The 21,398-nt window shown below is 65.4% G+C and carries 21 protein-coding genes; 7 read left to right on the top strand and 14 right to left on the bottom strand.

From position 1 onward, the window contains the following. Positions 1-21: 21 nt before the first annotated feature. Positions 22-1,275 (bottom strand): lipoprotein-releasing ABC transporter permease subunit, encoded by a 1,254-nt coding sequence (locus LJ656_RS17505; RefSeq protein WP_230510647.1) that lies wholly within the window; start codon positions 1,273-1,275, stop codon positions 22-24. A gap of 301 nt (positions 1,276-1,576) precedes the next feature. Here LJ656_RS17505 and LJ656_RS17500 point away from each other — a divergent pair, with 301 nt between their 5' ends. The 5 genes from LJ656_RS17500 to LJ656_RS17480 all read left to right on the top strand — a co-directional run bounded on the left by LJ656_RS17500 (position 1,577) and on the right by LJ656_RS17480 (position 8,482). Further along, positions 1,577-2,686: a regulator gene (locus tag LJ656_RS17500; protein WP_230510646.1), complete on the top strand. Its 1,110-nt coding sequence runs from the start codon at positions 1,577-1,579 to the stop codon at positions 2,684-2,686. Between the two features lie 40 nt (positions 2,687-2,726). After that, positions 2,727-4,433, top strand: a complete 1,707-nt coding sequence (gene recJ / locus LJ656_RS17495; RefSeq protein ID WP_230510645.1) for a single-stranded-DNA-specific exonuclease RecJ — start codon at positions 2,727-2,729, stop codon at positions 4,431-4,433. 188 nt (positions 4,434-4,621) lie between these two features. Further along, positions 4,622-5,726 (top strand): peptide chain release factor 2 gene (prfB, locus tag LJ656_RS17490; RefSeq protein WP_230510644.1). Its coding sequence is split into 2 segments (ribosomal slippage): positions 4,622-4,702 and positions 4,704-5,726, totalling 1,104 coding nucleotides; the frame shifts between segments, so codons are not numbered across the junction. A 142-nt stretch (positions 5,727-5,868) separates the two neighbouring features. Next, positions 5,869-7,413: a lysine--tRNA ligase gene (gene lysS, locus LJ656_RS17485; protein ID WP_230510643.1), complete on the top strand. Its 1,545-nt coding sequence runs from the start codon at positions 5,869-5,871 to the stop codon at positions 7,411-7,413. A 331-nt stretch (positions 7,414-7,744) separates the two neighbouring features. Then, positions 7,745-8,482, top strand: coding sequence for a glycine zipper 2TM domain-containing protein (locus tag LJ656_RS17480; protein ID WP_230510642.1), 738 nt, complete (start codon positions 7,745-7,747; stop codon positions 8,480-8,482). Positions 8,483-8,596: 114 nt separating this feature from the next. Here LJ656_RS17480 and iscX read toward each other — a convergent pair whose 3' ends face one another. The 10 genes from iscX to LJ656_RS17430 form a co-directional block, all read right to left on the bottom strand. Further along, on the bottom strand, positions 8,597-8,794 hold the full coding sequence (gene iscX / locus LJ656_RS17475; RefSeq protein ID WP_027198111.1) for a Fe-S cluster assembly protein IscX: 198 nt from the start codon (positions 8,792-8,794) through the stop codon (positions 8,597-8,599). 16 nt (positions 8,795-8,810) lie between these two features. Further along, positions 8,811-9,152, bottom strand: coding sequence for an ISC system 2Fe-2S type ferredoxin (gene fdx / locus LJ656_RS17470; protein ID WP_230510641.1), 342 nt, complete (start codon positions 9,150-9,152; stop codon positions 8,811-8,813). A gap of 130 nt (positions 9,153-9,282) precedes the next feature. Then, a complete protein-coding gene (gene hscA, locus LJ656_RS17465; RefSeq protein WP_230510640.1) occupies positions 9,283-11,154 on the bottom strand; it encodes a Fe-S protein assembly chaperone HscA in 1,872 nt (623 codons plus the stop codon). Between the two features lie 97 nt (positions 11,155-11,251). Further along, positions 11,252-11,779, bottom strand: a complete 528-nt coding sequence (gene hscB / locus LJ656_RS17460) for a Fe-S protein assembly co-chaperone HscB (protein WP_230510639.1) — start codon at positions 11,777-11,779, stop codon at positions 11,252-11,254. Between the two features lie 167 nt (positions 11,780-11,946). Beyond that, positions 11,947-12,270 (bottom strand): iron-sulfur cluster assembly protein IscA, encoded by a 324-nt coding sequence (gene iscA / locus LJ656_RS17455; protein WP_169496103.1) that lies wholly within the window; start codon positions 12,268-12,270, stop codon positions 11,947-11,949. A gap of 68 nt (positions 12,271-12,338) precedes the next feature. Next, positions 12,339-12,749, bottom strand: coding sequence for a Fe-S cluster assembly scaffold IscU (gene iscU, locus LJ656_RS17450; RefSeq protein WP_230510638.1), 411 nt, complete (start codon positions 12,747-12,749; stop codon positions 12,339-12,341). Between the two features lie 72 nt (positions 12,750-12,821). After that, entirely contained in the window at positions 12,822-14,045 is a 1,224-nt protein-coding gene (locus LJ656_RS17445) for an IscS subfamily cysteine desulfurase (protein ID WP_230510637.1), read from the bottom strand. 78 nt (positions 14,046-14,123) lie between these two features. After that, complete coding sequence (gene iscR / locus LJ656_RS17440) at positions 14,124-14,654, bottom strand: Fe-S cluster assembly transcriptional regulator IscR (RefSeq protein WP_230510636.1); 531 nt, start codon at positions 14,652-14,654, stop codon at positions 14,124-14,126. A 162-nt stretch (positions 14,655-14,816) separates the two neighbouring features. Continuing rightward, on the bottom strand, positions 14,817-15,314 hold the full coding sequence (locus LJ656_RS17435; RefSeq protein ID WP_230510635.1) for a low molecular weight protein-tyrosine-phosphatase: 498 nt from the start codon (positions 15,312-15,314) through the stop codon (positions 14,817-14,819). A 149-nt stretch (positions 15,315-15,463) separates the two neighbouring features. Next, positions 15,464-15,697, bottom strand: coding sequence for a hypothetical protein (locus tag LJ656_RS17430; RefSeq protein ID WP_230510634.1), 234 nt, complete (start codon positions 15,695-15,697; stop codon positions 15,464-15,466). Between the two features lie 276 nt (positions 15,698-15,973). On the opposite strand from LJ656_RS17430, the gene LJ656_RS17425 reads away from it, so the two are divergent. Next, positions 15,974-16,516, top strand: coding sequence for a hypothetical protein (locus tag LJ656_RS17425; protein ID WP_230510633.1), 543 nt, complete (start codon positions 15,974-15,976; stop codon positions 16,514-16,516). 125 nt (positions 16,517-16,641) lie between these two features. Here LJ656_RS17425 and LJ656_RS17420 read toward each other — a convergent pair whose 3' ends face one another. Both LJ656_RS17420 and LJ656_RS17415 read right to left on the bottom strand, forming a co-directional pair. Further along, on the bottom strand, positions 16,642-18,057 hold the full coding sequence (locus LJ656_RS17420; RefSeq protein ID WP_075301381.1) for a lactate utilization protein B: 1,416 nt from the start codon (positions 18,055-18,057) through the stop codon (positions 16,642-16,644). A 34-nt stretch (positions 18,058-18,091) separates the two neighbouring features. Further along, positions 18,092-18,814: a (Fe-S)-binding protein gene (locus LJ656_RS17415; protein ID WP_230510632.1), complete on the bottom strand. Its 723-nt coding sequence runs from the start codon at positions 18,812-18,814 to the stop codon at positions 18,092-18,094. Between the two features lie 177 nt (positions 18,815-18,991). Between LJ656_RS17415 and LJ656_RS17410 the strand changes: the two genes are divergently transcribed. Next, the gene (locus tag LJ656_RS17410; RefSeq protein WP_230510631.1) at positions 18,992-19,816 is read left to right on the top strand and encodes an IclR family transcriptional regulator; all 825 of its coding nucleotides are present in this window, start codon (positions 18,992-18,994) and stop codon (positions 19,814-19,816) included. A 92-nt stretch (positions 19,817-19,908) separates the two neighbouring features. Here LJ656_RS17410 and pbpG read toward each other — a convergent pair whose 3' ends face one another. Continuing rightward, entirely contained in the window at positions 19,909-21,102 is a 1,194-nt protein-coding gene (gene pbpG / locus LJ656_RS17405; protein ID WP_230510630.1) for a D-alanyl-D-alanine endopeptidase, read from the bottom strand. Positions 21,103-21,398 lie beyond the last annotated feature (296 nt).

Raw genomic sequence — 21,398 nt, 5'->3', positions numbered from 1 at the left:
TTGGAAGAGTGAGCGAGGCGGTCATTCATAACGCAGCGCCTCCGCCGGACGGACCTTCGCGGCGCGCCAGCTCGGATAAAGCGTCGCCAGCGCCGACAGCACGAACGCGATGATGCCGATGCGCGCGACGTCGGCCGGCACCAGTTCGGACGGCAGTTCGCTGATGAAATACACCGACGGCGGCAGAAACTGCACGCCGAGCAGATGTTCGATCATCGGCACGAGCCACGGAATGCTCCACGCGATCAGACAGCCGAGCGCGACGCCGAGCGCGGTGCCGATAAAGCCGATCGTCACACCCTGCACGACGAAAATCTTCATGATCGAGCCGGGCTGCGCGCCGAGCGTGCGCAGGATCGCGATATCGGCCTGCTTGTTGGTCACCGTCATCACCAGCGACGAAACCAGATTGAACGCCGCCACCGCGATGATCAGCGTGAGGATGATGAACATCATGCGTTTTTCGATCTGCACCGCGGAGAACCAGGTCTTGTTCTGCTGGGTCCAGTCGCGGATGTAAAGGTCGCCCGACAGGCTGCGCGCGAGCTGATGCGCGACTTCCGGCGCGCGCTGCATGTCCTGCAGACGCAGCCGCACGCCGCTCGGCGCCGGCAGCCGGAACAGCGCCTGCGCGTCCTTGATGTTGATCAGCGCGAGCGTGCTGTCGTATTCGTAATGGCCCGACTCGAAGATGCCGACCACCGTGAACTGCTTCAGGCGCGGCAGCATGCCGGCCGGCGTGATCGTGCCTTCGGGCGCGACCAGCGTGATCTTGTCGTTCAGCTGCACGCCGAGACTGGCGGCGAGGTCCGCGCCGAGCACGATGCCGAAGTCGCCCGGCGTCAGGTCGGTCAGCTTGCCGCCTTTCATTTCCTTGCCGATGTCGGACACCTGCGGCTCCAGCGACGGCTCCACGCCGCGCAGCGCGACGCCGCTGACCGCGTTCTGGCGCGTGAGCAGCGCCTGCGCGTCGATATAGGGCGCGGCGCCGATCACCGACTTGTTCTGCCGCGCTTCCTGCGCGGTCAGCTGCCAATCGGGCATCGAGCCGGTCGGCGAGAAAATTTCGACGTGCGCGAGCACCGACAGCATGCGGTCGCGCACCTCCTTCTGGAAGCCGTTCATCACCGACAGCACGACGATCAGCGCGGCGACGCCGAGCGCGATGCCCGACATCGACACCAGCGCGATGAACGAGATGAAGCCGTTACCGGTCGTGCGTTTGCCGGCGCGGGTGTAGCGCCAGCCAATCTGCCATTCGTAGGGAAATTTCAAGCGAATCCTTTGTGCGTTTCTGCGGCGGTGTGCCGTGCTGCGCGGCAAACGCAAAGCGTCTGCCTGGGCGCCTGACGTCGTGATCGTTGGGCCTGCGGCGCGGCCGATCGTTCCGGGTCCGAGCGCGGGACCGACCGCGGGTCCGATCGGTCCGCGGCGCTCGCCGCCTGCCGCGATCAAGCGCGAAGTTTGCCATACAATGCCGCCGCCTCGCGTAACGCGCATGCGCGGCGAAGCCGCCGTCGATACCGCGGCGCCCGCCCACGCGCCGGCTCGAATCAACCGCCCCGTTTGCCCTACAATGCGCAGCATCATGCCTGCCGACCGCCTCCATCTTCTGCTGCCGTTCGCGCTGCCCGCCGCGGCCGATGCCTCCACCGCCCTGCACGACATCCATAGTCCCGCGCTCGACAAACTGATCGCGCGCGCCACCCTGGTCGAACGGGTGGCCGGCGAGGATTTTCAGCGCACGCTGCCGCACGAACGCTGGGTCGCCCGGCAATTCGGCGCGCTGGCCGACGGCGCGTCCGCCGCCGCCGACGAAGCGCCGCTCGCGCCCTACATGCTGCGCGCCGACGGCGGCGAGCCCGGCGACGCGACGTGGGCCTGCGTGCAGCCGGTGCACGTGCGCATCGCGCATGACCATCTGGTGCTGATCGACCCTGCATCACTGGAGCTGTCCGACGCCGATGCCAGCGCGCTGCTGGCGGTCGCGCGGCCGCTGATCGAGGAACTGGGCGTGCGTATCGAGGCGCCGCGGCCGGCCCGCTGGTATCTGTCGAGCGAGAACTTCGGCACGCTCGCCGGCGCATCGCCGCTGCGCGCGAGCGGCCGCAATATCGAGATCTGGCTGCCGCACGAAGCGCATTCCGGCGAGCGTTCGCGCGCGTGGATGAAGCTGCAGAACGAAGTGCAGATGGCGTGGTTCGAGCATCCGGTCAACGAAGCGCGCGAGGCGCGCGGGCTGCCGGCCGTGAACTCGATCTGGTTTCATGCGCAGGGCGTCGCGCGGCCGGTGCGCAGTCCGTTCGGGACGGTGCTCTCCGATGCCGCCGCGACCCGCGGACTCGCGCTCAGCGCGGGCGTGCCCATCGGCGCGCCGCCGGCATCGTTCGGCGGCCTGGCGGCGGTGCGGCGTGACGCCACCAACGGCGCCGCCGGCACCCTCGTCGAACTCGACCCGTTCTCCGCGCCGTACATCGAGCAGGACTGGGCGCGCTGGAACGACGCGTTCGCCGCGCTGCAAATCGACTGGTTCGAACCCGCGCTCGCCGCGCTGCAAGCCGGCGAACTGGCCGAACTCGGTCTGACGCTGTGCGGCGACACCGGCTCGGTCACGCTCAACATCACGCGCGGCGATCTGCGCAAATTCTGGCGACGGCGCGTGCTGGCCTCGCTGTTCATCGAATGACCGATCGCTTTGCCGATCGACTGATTGACGGCCTTTCCGCATGACCCAAATCGTTACACGCCCCTGCTCCCCGGTCGACGCCGAAGTGCTGACCCGCCACGGCCTGCACCCGGTGCTCGCGCGCCTCTATGCGTCGCGCGGCGTGTGCCTGCCCGAGGACATCGAAACCGGCCTCGCGCGGCTGGTGCCGCCGGCTGCCCTGAAAGGCTGCGACGACGCCGCCGCGCTGCTCGCCGACGCGATCCAGCACAAACGCCGGATGCTGGTGGTGGCCGACTACGACTGCGACGGCGCGACCGCCTGCGCGGTCGCGGTGCGCGGGCTGCGCATGTTCGGCGGCCGGATCGACTATCTGGTGCCGAACCGGATGGAGCACGGCTACGGCCTCACGCCGGACATCGTCGCGCTGGCGGCGAGCGCGCCAGCCGGCAAGCCCGATCTGCTGATCACCGTCGATAACGGCATTGCCAGCGTCGACGGCGTCGAGGCGGCCAACGCGTTCGGTATCGACGTGCTGGTCACCGACCACCACCTGCCCGGCGACGAGCTGCCCGCCGCGCGCGCGATCGTCAATCCGAACCAGCCGGGCTGCACGTTCCCGAGCAAATGCATCGCCGGCGTCGGCGTGATGTTCTACGTGCTGCTCGCGTTGCGCGCGGAACTGCGCCGCCGCGGCGCGTTCGGCGACGCGCTGGCCGAGCCGCGTCTGGACGGCCTGCTCGACCTGGTCGCGCTCGGCACCGTCGCCGACGTGGTCAAGCTCGACGGCAACAACCGCGTGCTGGTCGCGCAAGGATTGCAGCGGATCCGCAAGGGCCGCATGCAGCTCGGCATCGCGGCGCTCTTTCGCGCCGCCGCGCGCGATGCGCGCAGCGCGTCCGGCTTCGACCTCGGCTTCGCGCTCGGCCCGCGTCTGAACGCGGCGGGCCGGCTGTCGGACATGTCGCTCGGAATCGAATGCCTGACCACAGACGATGTCGGCCGCGCATGGGAACTCGCGCAGCAGCTCGACACGATGAACCGCGAGCGCCGCGAGATCGAGGCGGGCATGCAGCAGCAGGCGCTCGACGATCTGGCCACGGTCGATCCCGCGGGCTCGACCACGATCACGCTGTTCAACCCGAGTTGGCATCAGGGGGTGATCGGCATCGTCGCCGGGCGGCTGAAAGAAAAATTCCACCGGCCGTCGTTCACCTTTGCGCCGGCCGACGACAGCGGCGTGATGGTCAAGGGCTCGGGCCGCTCGATCGCGGGCTTCCATCTGCGCGACGCGCTCGATCTGATCTCGAAGCGCGAACCGGACCTGATCGTCAAGTTCGGCGGCCACGCGATGGCCGCGGGTCTGTCGATCGCCGCCGCCGACGTGCCGCGCTTCACCGCCGCGTTCGAGGCGGTCGGCCGCGAATGGCTGTCTCCCGAAGCGCTCGCGCGCACGGTCGAAACCGACGGCGAGCTCGAAGATGCGTACTTCACGCCGCAATTCGTCGAGATGCTCGATGCGGCCGTGTGGGGTCAGGGCTTTCCCGCGCCGCTCTTTTCCGGCGAGTTCGAGATCGCCTCGCAGGCGCTCGTCAAGGACAAGCATCTGAAACTGCAACTGCTGCGCGGCCGCCAGCGTTTCAACGCGATCTGGTTCAACCATACCGACACGCTGCCCGCGCGCACCACGCTCGCGTACCGGCTAGCGAGCGATACGTGGAACGGCGTGTCGCGCGTGCAGCTGATCGTCGAGCACGCGCTGAGCTGAAGCCTGTGGGCAACGCCGGCCGCGCCGGGCTGCGGCATTGTGCTTCCCGTGCGGAATGCCAGCCCGGCCAAAGCCTCGAAAATCTCCGCAAAATCAACCGCAAACCCACGCCGGATCGCCCGTAAGGCTCCGGCGCGGCGCGCCGATCGGCTATAATTTCTGCCTTTTACGCAGAATAGAAGATCGACATGGAAGCGGAACGTCTCAACGCGATCGAAGCCTCTCTGGCCGACCTGCGCAAGCGCGCGGACGACCTACGGGGGTATCTTTGACTACGACGACAAAGCACTGCGTCTAATCGAAGTCAACCGGGAACTCGAAGACCCGAACGTCTGGAACGACGCTAAACACGCCCAGGCACTGGGCAAGGAAAAGAAACTGCTCGACGACACGGTCGGCAAGCTCACGTCGCTCAGCAACGACGTGCGCGACGCCCAGGACCTGTTCGAGATGGCGCGCGAAGAAGCCGACGACGACACGCTGCTCGCGTGCGAAGCCGATGCGCAGGGCATCGAGGCGCGCGTCGCCGACATGGAATTTCGCCGCATGTTCGCGAACCCGGCCGACCCGAACAACGCGTTTCTGGACATCCAGGCCGGCGCCGGCGGCACCGAGGCGTGCGACTGGGCGTCGATGCTGCTGCGCCAGTATCTGCGCTACTGCGAACGCAAGGGCTTCAAGACCGAAGTGCTCGAACAGACCGAAGGCGACGTCGCTGGCATCAAGAACGCGACGATCAAGATCGAAGGCGAATACGCGTACGGCTTCCTGCGCACCGAAACCGGCGTGCACCGGCTCGTGCGCAAGTCGCCGTTCGACTCGTCGGGCGGCCGCCATACGTCGTTCTCGTCGGTGTTCGTGTATCCGGAAATCGACGACTCGATCGAAGTCGACATCAATCCGGCCGATCTGCGCATCGACACCTACCGCGCGTCCGGCGCGGGCGGTCAGCACATCAACAAGACCGACTCGGCGGTGCGTATTACGCATATGCCGTCGGGCATCGTCGTGCAGTGCCAGAACGACCGCTCGCAGCACCGCAACCGCGCCGAAGCGATGGCAATGCTGAAGTCGCGCCTGTACGAAGCGGAAATCCGCAAGCGTCAGGCCGAGCAGGACAAGCTCGAAGCGGGCAAGACCGATGTGGGCTGGGGTCACCAGATCCGCTCGTACGTGCTCGACAACAGCCGCATCAAGGATCTGCGCACCAACGTCGAAATCAGCAACACGAAGAGCGTGCTCGACGGCGATCTCGATCCGTTCATCAGCGCGAGCCTGAAACAGGGCGTCTAAGCGCAACCGGCGCGGCCCGCTGCGGCCTGCCCCTGGCCGCGTCGCCGTTTCTTGCCTCTTGTTTGACCGCCTGAGGTTTTTATACTGACTGGCTTGCCGCCCGCGGCCCACGCCGCGGCGGACCACCGAATACCACATCACCATGACCGAACCGACCCAGCCGAATGCCGCGCCCGCAGCGCCTGTCGCGCCCGAAGCGGACGACAACAAGATCATCGCCGAGCGCCGCGAAAAGCTGCGCGAGTTGCGCGAGCAAGGCGTCGCCTATCCGAACGATTTCCGTCCCACGCACCACGCCGAAGACCTGCAGGCGCAGTACGAGCACACCGACAAGGAAGCGCTCGAGGCGAACCCGCTCGAAGTCGCGATCGCCGGGCGCATGATGCTCAAGCGCGTGATGGGCAAGGCCAGCTTCGCGACGGTGCGCGACGGCTCGGGTCAGATCCAGTTCTTCATCACGCCGGCCGACGTCGGTCAGGACACCTACGACGCGTTCAAGAAGTGGGACATGGGCGACATCGTCGCCGCGCGCGGCGTGCTGTTCCGCACCAACAAGGGCGAGCTGTCGGTGCGCTGCACCGAGCTGCGCCTGCTGTCGAAGTCGCTACGCCCGCTGCCGGACAAGTTCCACGGTCTGGCCGACCAGGAAATGAAGTACCGCCAGCGCTACGTCGATCTGATCGTCACGCCGGAAACGCGCCGCACCTTCGTCGCGCGCACCAAGGCGATCGCGTCGGTGCGCAACTTCATGGCCAAGGCCGACTTCATGGAAGTCGAAACGCCGATGCTGCACCCGATTCCCGGCGGCGCGGCGGCCAAGCCGTTCAGCACCCACCACAACGCGCTCGACATGCAGATGTTCCTGCGTATCGCGCCGGAGCTGTATCTGAAGCGGCTGGTGGTCGGCGGCTTCGAACGGGTGTTCGAGATCAACCGTAATTTCCGCAACGAGGGCGTCTCCGTGCGCCACAACCCGGAATTCACGATGATCGAGTTCTACGCGGCCTACACCGACTACAAGTGGCTGATGGACTTCACCGAGCAACTGATCCGCCAGGCGGCGATCGACGCGCTCGGCACCGCGACCATCACCTACCAGGGTCGCGAGCTCGATCTGTCGAAGCCGTTCCATCGCCTGACGATCACCCAGGCAATCCAGAAGTACGCACCGCAATACACGAACGAACAGCTCGCCGATGCCGCGTTCCTGCGCACCGAACTCAAGAAGTTCGGCGTCGACGCGTCGCAGCCGCAGTTCCTGAACGCGGGTGTCGGCTCGCTGCAACTGGCGCTGTTCGAAGAGACCGCCGAGTCGCAACTTTGGGAGCCGACCTACATCATCGATTACCCGGTCGAGGTCTCGCCGCTCGCGCGCGCGTCGGACAAGGTGGAAGGCATCACCGAGCGTTTCGAGCTGTTCATCACCGGCCGCGAGATCGCCAACGGCTTCTCGGAGCTGAACGATCCGGAAGACCAGGCTGCGCGCTTCAGAAAGCAGGTCGACCAGAAGGACGCCGGCGACGAGGAAGCGATGTACTACGACGCCGACTACATCCGCGCGCTCGAATACGGGATGCCGCCGGCCGGTGGTTGCGGGATCGGTATCGACCGTCTGGTGATGCTGTTGACCGACAGCCCGAGCATTCGCGATGTGATTCTGTTCCCGCATCTGCGCCGCGAGGATTGAGTCCACGGGCGGCACGCCGCTGAGTACCGCTCAGTACCGCTGAGAGTTGCGCGGTGCACGCGACAAAACGCCCTTGAACAAGCGCCCGGTCATGCCGGGCGTTTTTCTTTTTTGCGCGCCGTTTTGGCGTGCTGTCCGCCGCTGCGACACGCGCAATCCAGGATCGCTTTCTGCTACGGATGGTTTGTAACCAGCGGTAAAAGCTGCCTCATTCCGTACCATTCCGACGGCCCTACTGAAGCGCCGGTTACAACTCGAAACGCCGCCCGGATCGAATTGCCCGACACTCGATCTCACCCCCAGTCGGCTCTGTCAGAAACGGAGGCCCAACATGGACAACCCCACCCAAACACAGCAGCAACGTCGTCTTCATCCGTTGATCGCGGTCGCCGCCGGCGCGGTGCTGATCGCGAGCCTCGTCGCGACCGCGGCCATCACCGGCGTGTTTCCGCAAGCGTCGAGCACCAGCGCGCAGAACGGCCAGACCCAGAGCGCGCAGATCACGGCCGCGCCGCAACCGGGCGTCGTCGATTCGGCCGCGCCGGTGAATCCGTCCGCGCAGCAACAGGCGGCGCAGGAAGCGGCGCAGGAACCCGCGCAGGCTCAGCCACCGGTGACAGCCGCGCCGGCCCCCGTCCCGGCTCCGCCACAACAGCAGCAATATGCGCGCCAACCCCAGACGCAAGCCGCGCCGCAATACGCGCAACAGCAGCAACCCGCCCCGCAAGGCGCGTACTGTTCGACCTGCGGCACCGTCGTCGCAGTCTCGGCGGTCCGTCATGAAGGTCACGGCACCGGGATCGGCGCGGTCGGCGGCGCGGTGGCCGGCGGCGTGGTGGGCAACCAGTTCGGCGCCGGCGGCGGCCGCACCGCGATGACGCTGCTCGGCGCGCTCGGCGGCGGCCTCGCCGGCAACTCGGTCGAAAAACATCTGCGCAGCTCGACCTCGTATTCGGTGCGGGTGCGGATGGAAAACGGCCATACGCGCTACTTCACGTATCACGACGCGCCGCCGTTCCGCGACGGCCAGCGCGTGCGGGTCGAAAACGGCACGCTGGTGGCGGACTGACGCGAGCGCACAGCTAACCGGCTCGGCGCTTCCTGCCGAGCGCCAATAAAAAAGGCGATTCCAATGGAATCGCCTTTCTTTCGATGCAGTCGTCGCAAAACCGCGACGACCCGCTCAATAATCCGCGTCTTCGATCCACGCCGCCTGAATCGCCTCGAGGATCTTTTCGCTCGAACGGTTCGGATCGTCGTCGAAGCCTTCGAGTTCGGTGACCCAGCGGTGCAGGTCGGTGAAGCGTACCTGCTGCGGATCGACGTCCTGATGCTTGTCCGTCAGAGCCATCGCGATGTCTTGCGTATCGGTCCACTTCATGGCGGCGCCCTCCTTGTTAGTGGTTTTCCTTCGCGTGATTGATCGAGTAACGCGGAATTTCGACGACCAGGTCCTGCTCTTCCGGCACGATCGCCTGGCACGACAGACGCGAAGCCGGTTCGAGACCCCACGCCTTGTCCAGCAGATCGTCCTCGTCTTCCTCGGATGGCGTCAAGGCGGCGAAACCCTCACGCACGATCACGTGACAGGTCGTGCACGCGCACGACTTCTCGCACGCATGCTCGATTTCGATCCCGTGTTCGAGCAGGCTGTCGCAGATGCTCTTGCCGGGAACGGCGTCGATCACCGCGCCTTCCGGGCACAGTTCGACGTGGGGCAGCACAACGATTTGAGGCATACAGTTTCCGTTTGGGTCTGACGCACGGCGGCTGCCGGCAATGCCTGGTGCAGTCTTCCGTGCCATTTTACTGGCGTCGCGCGGAGTTTTTAAGTCCGCCCGACGCGCTCCGGTGGTTCAGCAGCGGCGCTTAAATCTCGTCGAGCTTGCGGCCCGACAGCGCGCGGCGAATGCCCTTATTCATGCGGCGCGCGGCGAATTCGTCGGTGCCTTCGGCGAGCGTTTTAGTGGCCGCTTCGATCGCGCCGGCGTCGTCGCTTTGCGCGACGCGGCGCAACGTATCGAGCAGCGCGTCGAGCGCCGCGCGTTCGCTGTCGTCGAGCAGTTCGGCGTCGGCGGCCAGCGCCGCGTCGGTCGCTTCGACAAGGCGCTGCGCTTCGACCTGCGCCTCGCGCAATGCGCGGGCCCGCATGTCGACCTCGGCGGTCGAGAAGCTGTCTTCGAGCATCCGCGCGATGTCGTCGTCGGCGAGACCATACGACGGCTTCACCACCACCGATGCCTCCACGCCCGAGCCCAGCTCGCGCGCGAACACCGACAGCAGACCATCGGCGTCGACCTGATAGGTCACGCGAATCCGCGCGGCGCCGGCCGCCATCGGCGGAATCCCGCGCAGCTCGAAGCGCGCGAGCGAACGGCAGTCGCTGACCAGTTCGCGCTCGCCCTGCACGACGTGGATCGCCATCGCGGTCTGGCCGTCCTTGAAGGTCGTGAAATCCTGCGCGCGCGCGACCGGAATCGTCGAATTGCGCGGGATGATCTTCTCGGTCAGCCCGCCCATCGTCTCGACGCCGAGCGACAACGGGATCACGTCGAGCAGCAGCCATTCGTCGCCTTCCGCGCCCCGGTTGCCGGCGAGCAGATCGGCTTGCACCGCGGCGCCGAGCGCGACCACCTGGTCCGGATCGAGATTGACGAGCGGCGGCTGGCCGAAGAACGCTTCGACCGCGCGGCGGATCACCGGCATGCGCGTCGCGCCGCCGACCAGCACCACGCCCTTGATTTCCTTGGTCGTCACCTTCGCGTCGCGCAGCGCCTTTTTGGTCGGACCCAGCGTGCGCTGGACCAGCGCGGCGGAGAGGGTCTCGAAGGTCGCTTCGTCGAGCGTCAGATCGATCGCGCTGCCATTCGACAGCGTCACTTTCAGCGCGGCCTGCGGCGCGCTGGAGAGCGCTTCCTTCGCGTCGCGCACGCTATCGAGCAACAGCCGCACATCTTGCGGTGCGAGCGTCTGCTGCGCGATGCCGGCCTGTTCGAGCACGTGGCGATACAGCGCGTGATCGAAATCGTCGCCGCCGAGCGCGGAATCGCCGCCCGCCGCGAGCACTTCGAACACGCCCTTGGTGAGCTTGAGGATCGACAGGTCGAAGGTGCCGCCGCCAAGGTCATACACCGCGTACAGCCCTTCCGCGCCGTTGTCGAGACCGTACGCGATCGCCGCCGCGGTCGGCTCGTTCAGCAGGCGCAGCACGTTCAGGCCCGCGAGCCGCGCGGCGTCCTTGGTCGCCTGGCGCTGCGCTTCGTCGAAATACGCGGGCACCGTGATCACCGCGCCGACCAGCTCGTCGCCGAGCGTGTCTTCGGCGCGCTGGCGCAGCGTCGCGAGAATTTCGGCCGACACTTCGACCGGGCTCTTCACGCCGTCGACGGTGCGAATCTGCACCATGCCGGGCGCGTCGACGAAATCGTACGGCGCGTTTTCCGCGCCTTCGACCTCGGCCTTGCCGCGGCCCATGAAGCGCTTGACCGACACGATCGTGTTGCGCGGATCGCTGGCCGCCTCGGCCTTCGCGCGGCGGCCGATGCGGCGCCCGCCCTGCTCCAGGTAGCGCACCACCGACGGCAGCAGCGCATGGCCGTCTTCGTCGGGCAGCACGTCGGGCACGCCGCTACGCACGGCGGCGACGAGGGAATTGGTGGTGCCGAGATCGATGCCGACCGCCAGACGCCGCTGGTGAGGCGCCGGCGCCATGCCGGGTTCGGAGATTTGCAATAAGGCCATCTGGATCTTCTCGGGGACGTGGTGCCCCGTCCTGAATGTTCGCGTTGCTGGGGGTGTGATACCGCGGCGCGCGGCGGCTGGGCCGCGCCGCCTGTTGTCAGTCTTCGAGCCGTTCGATCTGCGTGCCGATTTCCGCGGCGACGCGCTCGATGAACATCAGCTGTCGCACCGCTTCGCCGGCCGCCTGGTTCGCGCCGCTGTCGAGCGACGCACCGAGCTTGTCCAAACGCCGGCGCTCTTCGTCGCGCAGCTCGGCGAGCAGCGCGTCGAGCGCGTCGACGTTCTTCGCCGCCGCCGCGTCCTCGATGTTCTCGCGCCATTCCATCTGCTGCATCAGGAACGCCGGCTCCATCGCCGTGTTGTTCTCCGCGCCGACGTTGATGCCGCGCAGCGACAGCAGATAAGTGGCTCGCTTGAGCGGATCGCGTAGCGTCTGATACGCCTCGTTCGCGCGCGTCGCCCACTGCATCGCGATGCGCTTTTGCGCGTCGCCAGCCGCCGCGAAGCGGTCCGGATGCACCTGCGCCTGCACGGTGCGGTACGCGTGATCGAGCGCGTTCGCTTCCAGCGCGAATTGCGCCGGCAGTCCAAACAGGTCGAAGTGGCTATCGTTCAGCGAGGCCATCGGATTAAACGTCCGTTGATCAAAGCGCACCGGAGTGCGGGTCTAAAAAACGCGGCCGGCAAGTGCGGGCCGGATTCAGCAGCGCGAGGCGACCGCCCGGGCTGCGCGGCAAATTAAAAAGGCGGCCCGCGCCGCCTTTGATCCGCCGCACGCGGAAAGTGTCGAACCTAGACGCGGAACGACTCGCCGCAGCCGCATTCGTCCTTCACGTTCGGGTTGTTGAACTTGAAGCCTTCATTCAGCCCTTCGCGTGCGAAGTCGAGCTCGGTGCCGTCGATATAGGCGAGGCTCTTCGGATCGACGACGACCTTCACGCCGCTCGTCTCGAATACCTGGTCTTCGGGCGCGAGTTCGTCGACGTACTCGAGCTTGTAGGCAAGGCCCGAGCAGCCGGTGGTGCGCACGCCGACGCGCAGGCCGATGCCCTTGCCGCGACGGATCAGATATTTCTGGACGTGCTGTGCTGCCTTTTCGGTCAACGTAATTGCCATAGCGTTTCTCAGTTGCGCAGTGCGGGCGCGGCGCGCTCGGGCGCGCCGCGCTCAGCCGTGACGGTTACTCAGGCGGCCTTGCCTTGTTCGGCAACCGCTTCGCCGTGGCGCTGCTTGTAGTCGGCAACCGCGGCCTTGATCGCGTCTTCCGCGAGGATCGAGCAGTGGATCTTCACCGGCGGCAGCGCCAGTTCTTCGGCGATCTGCGTGTTCTTGATCGACATTGCCTGATCCAGCGTCTTGCCCTTCACCCATTCGGTGACGAGCGAGCTCGACGCGATCGCCGAACCGCAGCCGTAGGTCTTGAACTTCGCGTCTTCGATGATGCCGTCCGCGCCGACGCGGATCTGCAGCTTCATCACGTCGCCGCAAGCCGGCGCGCCGACCATGCCGGTGCCGACCGCGTCGTCGTCCTTCGAGAAGGAACCGACGTTGCGCGGGTTTTCGTAGTGGTCGAGGACCTTGTCGCTATAAGCCATGATTACACTCCTTGATTCGTTTCAACCTGCAATCCGATGAACACCCGGGTTCGATGCCGACCAGCTGGCGCGTCAGTGCGCGGCCCATTGAATGGTCGACAGATCGATCCCGTCCTTGTGCATTTCCCACAGCGGCGACAGATCGCGCAGCTTGGAAATCTTCGTCTTCAGCAGGTTGATCACGTAATCGACTTCCTGCTCCGTCGTGAAACGGCCCACCGTGAAGCGGATCGAGCTGTGCGCGAGTTCGTCGTTACGGCCGAGCGCGCGCAGCACGTACGACGGTTCCAGCGACGCCGACGTGCACGCCGAGCCCGACGACACCGCGACGTCCTTCACCGCCATGATCAGCGATTCGCCTTCGACGAAATTGAAGCTGATGTTCAGGTTGTGCGGCACACGCTTTTCCATGTCGCCGTTCACATAGACTTCTTCCATTTCCGACAGGCCCTTGAGCAGCCGGTCGCGCAGCATGCGGATGCGCTCGTTTTCGGTCGCCATCTCTTCGCGCGCGATACGGAACGCTTCGCCCATGCCGACGATCTGGTGCGTGGCCAGCGTGCCCGAACGCATGCCGCGCTCGTGACCGCCGCCGTGCATCTGCGCTTCGATACGGATACGCGGCTTGCGACGCACGTACAGCGCGCCGATGCCCTTCGGGCCATAGGTCTTGTGCGCCGAGAACGACATCAGGTCGACCTTCAGCTTCTGCAGGTCGATCCCGATCTTGCCGGTTGCCTGGGCTGCGTCGACGTGGAAAATGATGCCCTTCTCGCGGGTGATCTCGCCGATCGCCTCGATGTCCTGGATCACGCCGATTTCGTTGTTCACCGACATCACCGACACGAGGATCGTGTCCGGACGCAGCGCGGCCTTGAATACGTCGAGGTCGAGCAGACCGTCGTCCTTCACGTCCAGATAAGTGACTTCGAAGCCTTCACGCTCGAGTTCGCGGCAGGTGTCGAGCACGGCCTTGTGCTCGGTCTTCACCGTGATGATGTGCTTGCCCTTGCTCTTATAGAAGTGCGCGGCACCCTTGAGCGCGAGGTTGTCCGACTCGGTCGCGCCCGACGTCCAGATGATTTCACGCGGATCGGCGTTCACCAGCGCGGCGACCTGCTCGCGCGCCTCTTCGACCGCGCGCTCGGCGTCCCAGCCGTATGCGTGGCTACGCGAAGCCGGGTTGCCGAACTGCTCGCGCAGATACGGGATCATCTTGTCCACCACACGCGGATCGATCGGCGTCGTGGCGCTGTAGTCCATGTAGATGGGCAGATGGAGAGAGTCGTTGTTCATCAATTGCTCCGGGGACGTCGTGTGCTCTGGCTTATGGGTTCGTGATCGTGCAGCGGCTTGTTCTATTTCGTGCCGCGCTCAGGAACCGGCCATGTTGAAAACGGAATTGGGGCCTTTCGGTGCCGCGCGGACCGGCTCGACCGCCGGCGCGTCGCTGCGCCTGTCACGCAGCACCGTCGGCGCGCCTTCGCGCGAACGCTGCTGGTCGACCAGGTCTTTCAGCGAGACCGAATCGAGGTATTCGACCATTTTCTGGTTCAGCGTCGACCACAACTCGTGGGTCATGCAATGGCCGTCGTGCTGCTTGGTGCCTTCGCACGTGCCTTTGCCGCCGCACTGGGTCGCGTCGAGCGGTTCGTCGACCGCGATGATGATGTCCGCCACCGTCACGGCTTCGGCGCGGCGCGCCAGATTGTAGCCGCCGCCCGGTCCGCGCACGGACTCGACGATTTCATGACGACGCAGCTTGCCAAACAGCTGCTCGAGATAGGACAGGGAGATATGTTGGCGCTGGCTGATACCCGCAAGCGTCACCGGGCCCTGCTCCTGGCGCAGTGCCAGGTCGATCATCGCCGTGACGGCGAAACGGCCTTTCGTGGTGAGTCTCATATGGTGTGGGAACCGCAATTCTCGACAAGTTTTGTCAAGTATAAATACATGAGCAAATTAGTCAAGTATGGCCAGCGTGATTTGTGCGATTTGCTTAATTGGCCGTCGGGCCGAGACGCTGCGCTTGCGCCCGTAGGGGTGACGCCTACGCCGGTTGGCCGATCAAGCCAGCAACTGCGGCCGCAGCGCGGCGATCAGGCCCCGGCACGCGGTCTCGCATTGATCGAGCACCTGCTCGAAGCCCTCCGCGCCGCCGAAATAGGGATCGACGACTTCGCGCGCGCCACCCCAGCGGCTGTCCGCCTCGGGCACGAACTCCATCAGCAACCGGATCTTGTCGCGCTGCTCGGGCGGGCAGACCTGCCGCAGCGCGGCGACGTTGCGGTCGTCCATCGCGATCAGCAGATCGAAGCGCTCGAAGTCGGCGGCCGCGATCTGGCGACCGCGCAACGCGCCGAGGTCGTAACCGCGTTGGCGCGCCGCTTGCTGCGCCCGCTCATCGGGCGCGGCGCCGATATGCCAGTCGCCGGTGCCGGCCGAATCGATCACGATGCGGTCCGCGAGCTTCGCTTCGTCGACCAGATGGCGCATCACGCCTTCCGCGGTCGGTGAACGACAGATGTTCCCGAGGCAGACGAAACAGACGGACACAGTTTTCATCGCGGAGTCAGGCGCCGGAAGCGCCGCGTGTGAGGGTCGACGGACAGGATGCGGATGCGCCGCGATTATACAAAGCTCGACGGATTCGCGCCGGGCGTGCTACAGGCATCCAGTCGCCGCCGCTCGTGTACCGGTGGACTACCGCGTGCTTACGACGCCTCGGCGACCGGCATCGCCGTCGCGTCGCGCAGCGGTTTGGCGGGCAGCACGGCGGCGTCGATGATCCCGTACGACACCGCGCGCGCGAGTTCGGCGGTCAGGTGATTGGCGTCGAGCGTTTGCGACGCGCGCGACGCGGCATGGCTGTTGATGTGCAAATAGGCGAGTGTCGCGAGCGACGCGACGATGGCGAGGGGCCAGTACACCGATATTGTGTTTTTCATGATGTGTTTTCCGATTAGAGGCGCATGAGCTCATGACCCACTATGCCCAGCCGAGATCCTATAGAAATTCACAATCAGGAAAAACCCACATCGGCGCGATAGATCGTTGCTTCAAAGGAAACAGTCCATTGATCAGCATTTCGCAGAACTAGTCGCGCGAGCTGGCACGAGAAAGAAAACCTTACAAACGAATACAAAGCTCCGAAGACGGACGGCGATAATAGTGGTCTCATTCTTACATCTGCATTTCTCTGCACTTACACGCGGTTTGACAAAATGAAACGCTTTGCTCCTCTCGCTGCTCTCGTCGCCGCCGCCCTGCTCGGCGGTTGCGCGGTCTACCCGGACGGCACGCCGATGTACGGCAACGGCTACGGTGCCTATGGCGATTACGGCTACGACGGTTACGGCTACGCGCCCGGTGCCGCCGTGGTGCCGCAAACCAACGTCTATCTCGGCTATGACAATTACGGGCCGGGTCGTTACTACGGACCGGGACCCGGGTATCGCGGCTATCCGGACCGCGGACGCCCGCACGATAACGACTGGCATCACGGCAACCGCGGCGACGGCGGCGGTCCGGGCCAACCGCGCGGCGGCCCGCCACCCCAAGGCGCAGCAGCCGGTCCGCACGGCCCCAGCGGCATGAGCGGCGGCCCGAGCGGTGGTCCGCGCCCCGGCGCGGGCGGCCCGCCGCCGTCTGCGCCGCCCGCTCAACCGCAGGCCGGCGGCGGTGGTCGCGGAGGTGGCGGTGGCGGCAACAACGCGTGGGTGAGAAACGCGCCCGCGCGGCAAGCGGGCCAAATGACTGAACACTGAAGATGCAAAAACGGGCGGGGCGGTGTGCGTTATCGTTACGCACGCCGCCCCGCCCGTTTCATCCGCGTCACCGGCTGCGCGCTCACGCGCCGCCGTTCAAACCGCTCCCTGCCGAAACCGCTCGCTCAGCCGATATGGCTTCGCTGCGCCGCATACAGTTCCCTGAAAGTTCGTCCGACCGGCGCCGGCATCTCGCGCGTGTTGGTCCAGCCGGCGCCGCCGAGCGGCAGCTTCGCGATCGACCGCTTGCTGCCGCCCATGCGCTCCAGCACACGTACCGCCAGTTTGGTCACGAGCGCATAGGCATCCGGATGTAACGCGAACCAGCCCCACAGCGCGAGGCCCGCCCGTTCCTTCCACGGCCGCAGACGTCGCTCCATCTGTTTTTCGCGCAGCTTGCGCAACAGATCCGACAGCGGAATGCCGACCGGGCACACGCTATTGCATTCGCCGCACAGCGTCGCGGCCTGCGGCAGATCGAGCGCCTTGTCGATGCCGACATAGCTCGGCGTCAGCACCGAGCCCATTGGCCCCGGATAGACCCAGCCGTACGCATGGCCACCCACCTTCTGATAAACCGGGCAATGATTCATGCACGCGCCGCAGCGGATGCAGCGCAGCATCTCCTGAAAGTCGCCGCCGATCAGCCCGGTGCGTCCACCGTCGACCAGCACCACATACATATGCTCGGGTCCGTCCTGATCGCCCGCACCGCGCGGCCCGGTCAGCATCGAGAAATAGTTCGAGGTCGCCTGACCCGTCGCCGAGCGCGGCAGCAGACGCATCGCGGTCGCGAGATCTTCGAGAGTGGGCAGCACCTTCTCGATGCCGGTCACCGCCACGTGCACGCGCGGCATCACCGTGCACATGCCTTCGTTGCCCTCGTTCGTCACGACCACCACCGAGCCCGTTTCCGCGACGATGAAGTTGCCGCCGGTCACGCCCATGTCCGCGCTCAGAAAATGCGGCCGGAGCATCTCGCGCGCCTCGCGCGTCATGTCGGGAATCTCGGTCAGCCGGGGCCGGCCGTGGGTCTTGGCGAAGAGGTCGGCGATCTCGTCCTTATCCTTGTGCACGACCGGCGCGATGATGTGGCTCGGCGGCTCGTTGTCATTGATCTGCAGAATGTATTCGCCAAGATCGGTTTCGATCGACTGCACGCCCATCTGCCCGAGCACTTCGTTCAAGCGCATTTCCTCGGTGACCATCGACTTGGTCTTGATCACCTTTTTCACGTCGTGCCGGCTCGCGATCTCGCCGACCAGCCGCGCGGCATCCTGGGTGCTCTCGGCGAACAGCACCGTCACGCCGCGCCGGGTCGCCTCGCGCTCGAACGTTTCCAGCCATACGTCGAGATTGTCGAGCGCGCGATTGCGGCGCTCCTTCAAGGCGGCGCGTGTCGCCGGAAAGTCGATCGCGGTCATCGCGTCGGCGCGCGCCGACACGAACTTGGTGGACAGCTTGGTCAGGTTCTGTTGCAGGCGCTGGTCGGCGAGCTTCTGACCGGCGCGAGCCTTGAACTGCATCGATTGAATCTGCATGGCAGCCTTGAGGGAGTCGGAGCGCAGAGCGCAATTACACGTCGCCGGCCAGCACCTGCGCGATGTGCAGCACGCGGGTGGTCGAATCGCCGTTGCGGCGCAGGCGCCCTTCGATATTGAGCATGCAGCCGAGATCGCCGAGCACCACGGTGCCCGCGCCGGTTGCCGCGATATTCGCGCATTTTTCGTCGACGATCGCGGTCGAGATATCGCCATACTTGACCGCGAACGTGCCGCCAAAGCCGCAGCAATGCTCGCACCCCTTCATCTCGGTCACCGCGACACCAACCTGCGCGAGCAACTCGCGCGGCTGCGTCTTCACGCCGAGTTCGCGCAAGCCGGAGCACGAGTCGTGATAGGTCACCTGCGCGGCAAACTCGCCCGGTTGCAGCCGCACCTTCGCGACGTTGACGAGAAAATCGGTCAGCTCGAACACCTTCGCGCGCAAACGGCCGAAGCGGTTCATCAGCTCGGGATCGTCGCCGAACAGATCGCCGTAGTGCGCGCGGATCATCCCGCCGCACGAGCCGGACGGCACCACCACGTAGTCGAACTGTTCGAATTCGCGCAGCGTTTTCTCGGCGAGGTCGCGCGCGAGGCGACGCTCGCCCGAGTTGTACGCGGGCTGCCCGCAGCAGGTTTGCGCGGGCGGCACGACGACCTCGAAGCCGGCGCCCTCGATCAGCTTGATGACCGAAAAACCGATTTCGGGCCGCATCAGGTCGATCAGGCAGGTAACGAACAATCCGACTCGCATGAGCCCTCCTTCGGGGAAACTTGCCTGATTATCCGCTGTTTGGCGCGGCAATACCAACGGCCGAACGGCATAGGACGCGGCTTGCGCGGATTCGAAGCACTCTTCGACCGCGCTCGCTTTTTTCACCATACGAGATACAATCAGTTTTCGCTGTTTGACGCATCCACCGATTCTCATATGAGCGATACCAACCCGGATCCCAAAACTTCGATCCAGGTGATCGAACGCATGATGCGCCTGCTCGATGCACTGGCGGCGCATAGCGACCCGGTCAGCCTGAAAGAACTGGCCCTGCGCACGGAACTGCACCCGTCCACCGCGCACCGCATCCTGAACGATATGGTGATGTGCCGGCTGGTCGACCGGTCGGATCCGGGCACCTACCGCCTAGGCATGCGCCTGCTCGAACTCGGCAATCTGGTCAAGGCACGCCTGTCGGTCCGCGACGCGGCGCTTACGCCGATGCGCGAGCTGCATCGACAGACCGGCCAGACCGTCAATCTGTCGGTCCGTCAGGGCGACGAAATCGTTTATATCGAGCGCGCGTATTCGGAGCGCTCGGGCATGCAGGTGGTGCGGGCGATCGGGGGCCGCGCGCCGCTGCACCTGACCTCGGTCGGCAAACTGTTCCTCGCCGCCGACGAAGCGACCCGCGTGCGCGCATACGCGACGCGCACCGGCCTGTCGGGTCACACGCAAAACAGCATCACCGATCTGGCGAAACTCGAACGCGAGCTGTCGCACGTGCGTCAACAGGCCTGCGCGCGCGATAACGAAGAACTCGAACTCGGCGTGCGCTGCATCGCCGCCGGCATCTACGACGACACCGGCAAGCTCGTCGCGGGTCTGTCGCTGTCGGCGCCGGCCGACCGCCTGCAGGATTCGTGGCTGGGTCAGCTGAGCCAGACCGCGCTGATGATTTCGGAGTCGCTCGGCTATCGGCCCCAGCCGCAGCAGGATCATGGGCATGGGCACGGCCACGGCCACGGCCACCATTCGTAACCGGCGCGCCGCTCATTGCACCCGTGTCGGCGGCATAAAAAAAGCCTCGCATCCGCGAGGCTTTTTCTTTACGGCTACAGAACCCGCTGGCTTCAGGTCCCCGCGCCGCCGGCATCGGCGCTGGTGATACGCGGCTGCTCGCCGCCGCCGTTATCGAGCCACGTGCGCAGACGCGTCGCATCGGCAAAGCGCGAATACTTGCCCGACGAATCGAGCAGCACCATGACCGTCGGCCGCCCGTGGATGGTCGCCTGCATCACGAGGCACTCGCCCGCTTCGTTGATGAAGCCGGTCTTCTGCAGACCGATGTCCCACGTCGGATTACGCACCAGCGCATTCGTGCTGTTGTAAGCGAGCGAGCGCTTGCCGGTGTACACCTCGTAGCTGTGATCGGTCGAGAACTTGCGGATCAGCGGATATTGATACGCCGCGTTGACCATCTTCACCAGATCGCGCGCGCTCGACACGTTCTGGCTCGTCAGACCGGTCGAGTTCTCGAAGTGCGTGTCGGTCATGCCGAGCTGCCTCGCCTTCGCGTTCATTGCCGCGAGGAAGGCCGGACGGCCGCCCGGGTAGTAGCGCGACAGCGCCGCCGCCGCGCGGTTCTCCGACGCCATCAGGGCGATATGCAGCATGTCCTCGCGCGACAGCACCGAGCCCACCGACAGACGCGAGCCGGTGTTCTTCTCGTAGTCGCGGTCTTCGTCGGTGACTTCGAGCTGGTCGGTCATCGGCTCTTTCGAATCGAGCACGACCATCGCGGTCATCAGCTTGGTGATCGAAGCGATCGGCACCACCGCATGCGAGTTCTTGTCGAACAGCGGCTCGCCGGTGTTCTGGTCGATCACATACGCGACGCTCGAACGCAGCATCAGCGCGTCCGGCGTTTCGTGCAGGCCGAACGCCTGGCCGACCGTCGGCGGACGCGGCTCGAACGCGACCCGGCGCACCGCCGAATGGTGACGGCCGTTGGCAGTAAACGACACGCGCTTGCGTTTGGCGCCGGCACGCGGCGCGTCGTCATCCGCGGCGGCCGCTTTCACGGCCGCGCTCTTGCCGGCCTTCGCCGCCCGGCTCGACACCTTCTCGGGAGCCGTGGCCGGGGCCGCTTTTTTCGCGGCTTTCGCGTGTTTGGTGGTTTTTGCGGTTGCAGCAGAAGTGGCTGCAAAAGTGTCGACGGGCGTGGCGAACGCTGCCGCGACGGCGAGCGACACGGCCACCGACAGAGCGGTGCTGCGCGCCGCGCCGTGGAGCACTTTTAGCGACGAAAACATGTCGGTTTTCATGGGTGTTCAATAGGGAGCGGCGAGAGGTTTCCGCAAGTGTAGTAAAGCAACGAAAAATTAGCAATTTGAAGCACTTATACGCGCTCCTTAAACCGGCTTGTAAGCTCCGATCGCAAAAACCCAAATAAGTGCCGCACATCGATCGAAAAAAGCGATCGCTGCAGTCCATGCCTCCCCATTGCCGCCGCCCAACAGAATCGAGCAGATTCTTGCAGCTTAACGGCAATTTCGAGACAACCTTGATCCGGGAAACTACGGTGGTGCATCGGCGGATATTGCGCCGCCGTGCGGTGAAG

This window comes from Paraburkholderia sejongensis (assembly GCF_020880815.1).
GTDB lineage: Bacteria > Pseudomonadota > Gammaproteobacteria > Burkholderiales > Burkholderiaceae > Paraburkholderia > Paraburkholderia sejongensis.
The sequence above is the reverse complement of the archived record's forward strand: the minus strand, read 5'-3'. Positions and strand labels throughout refer to the sequence as shown.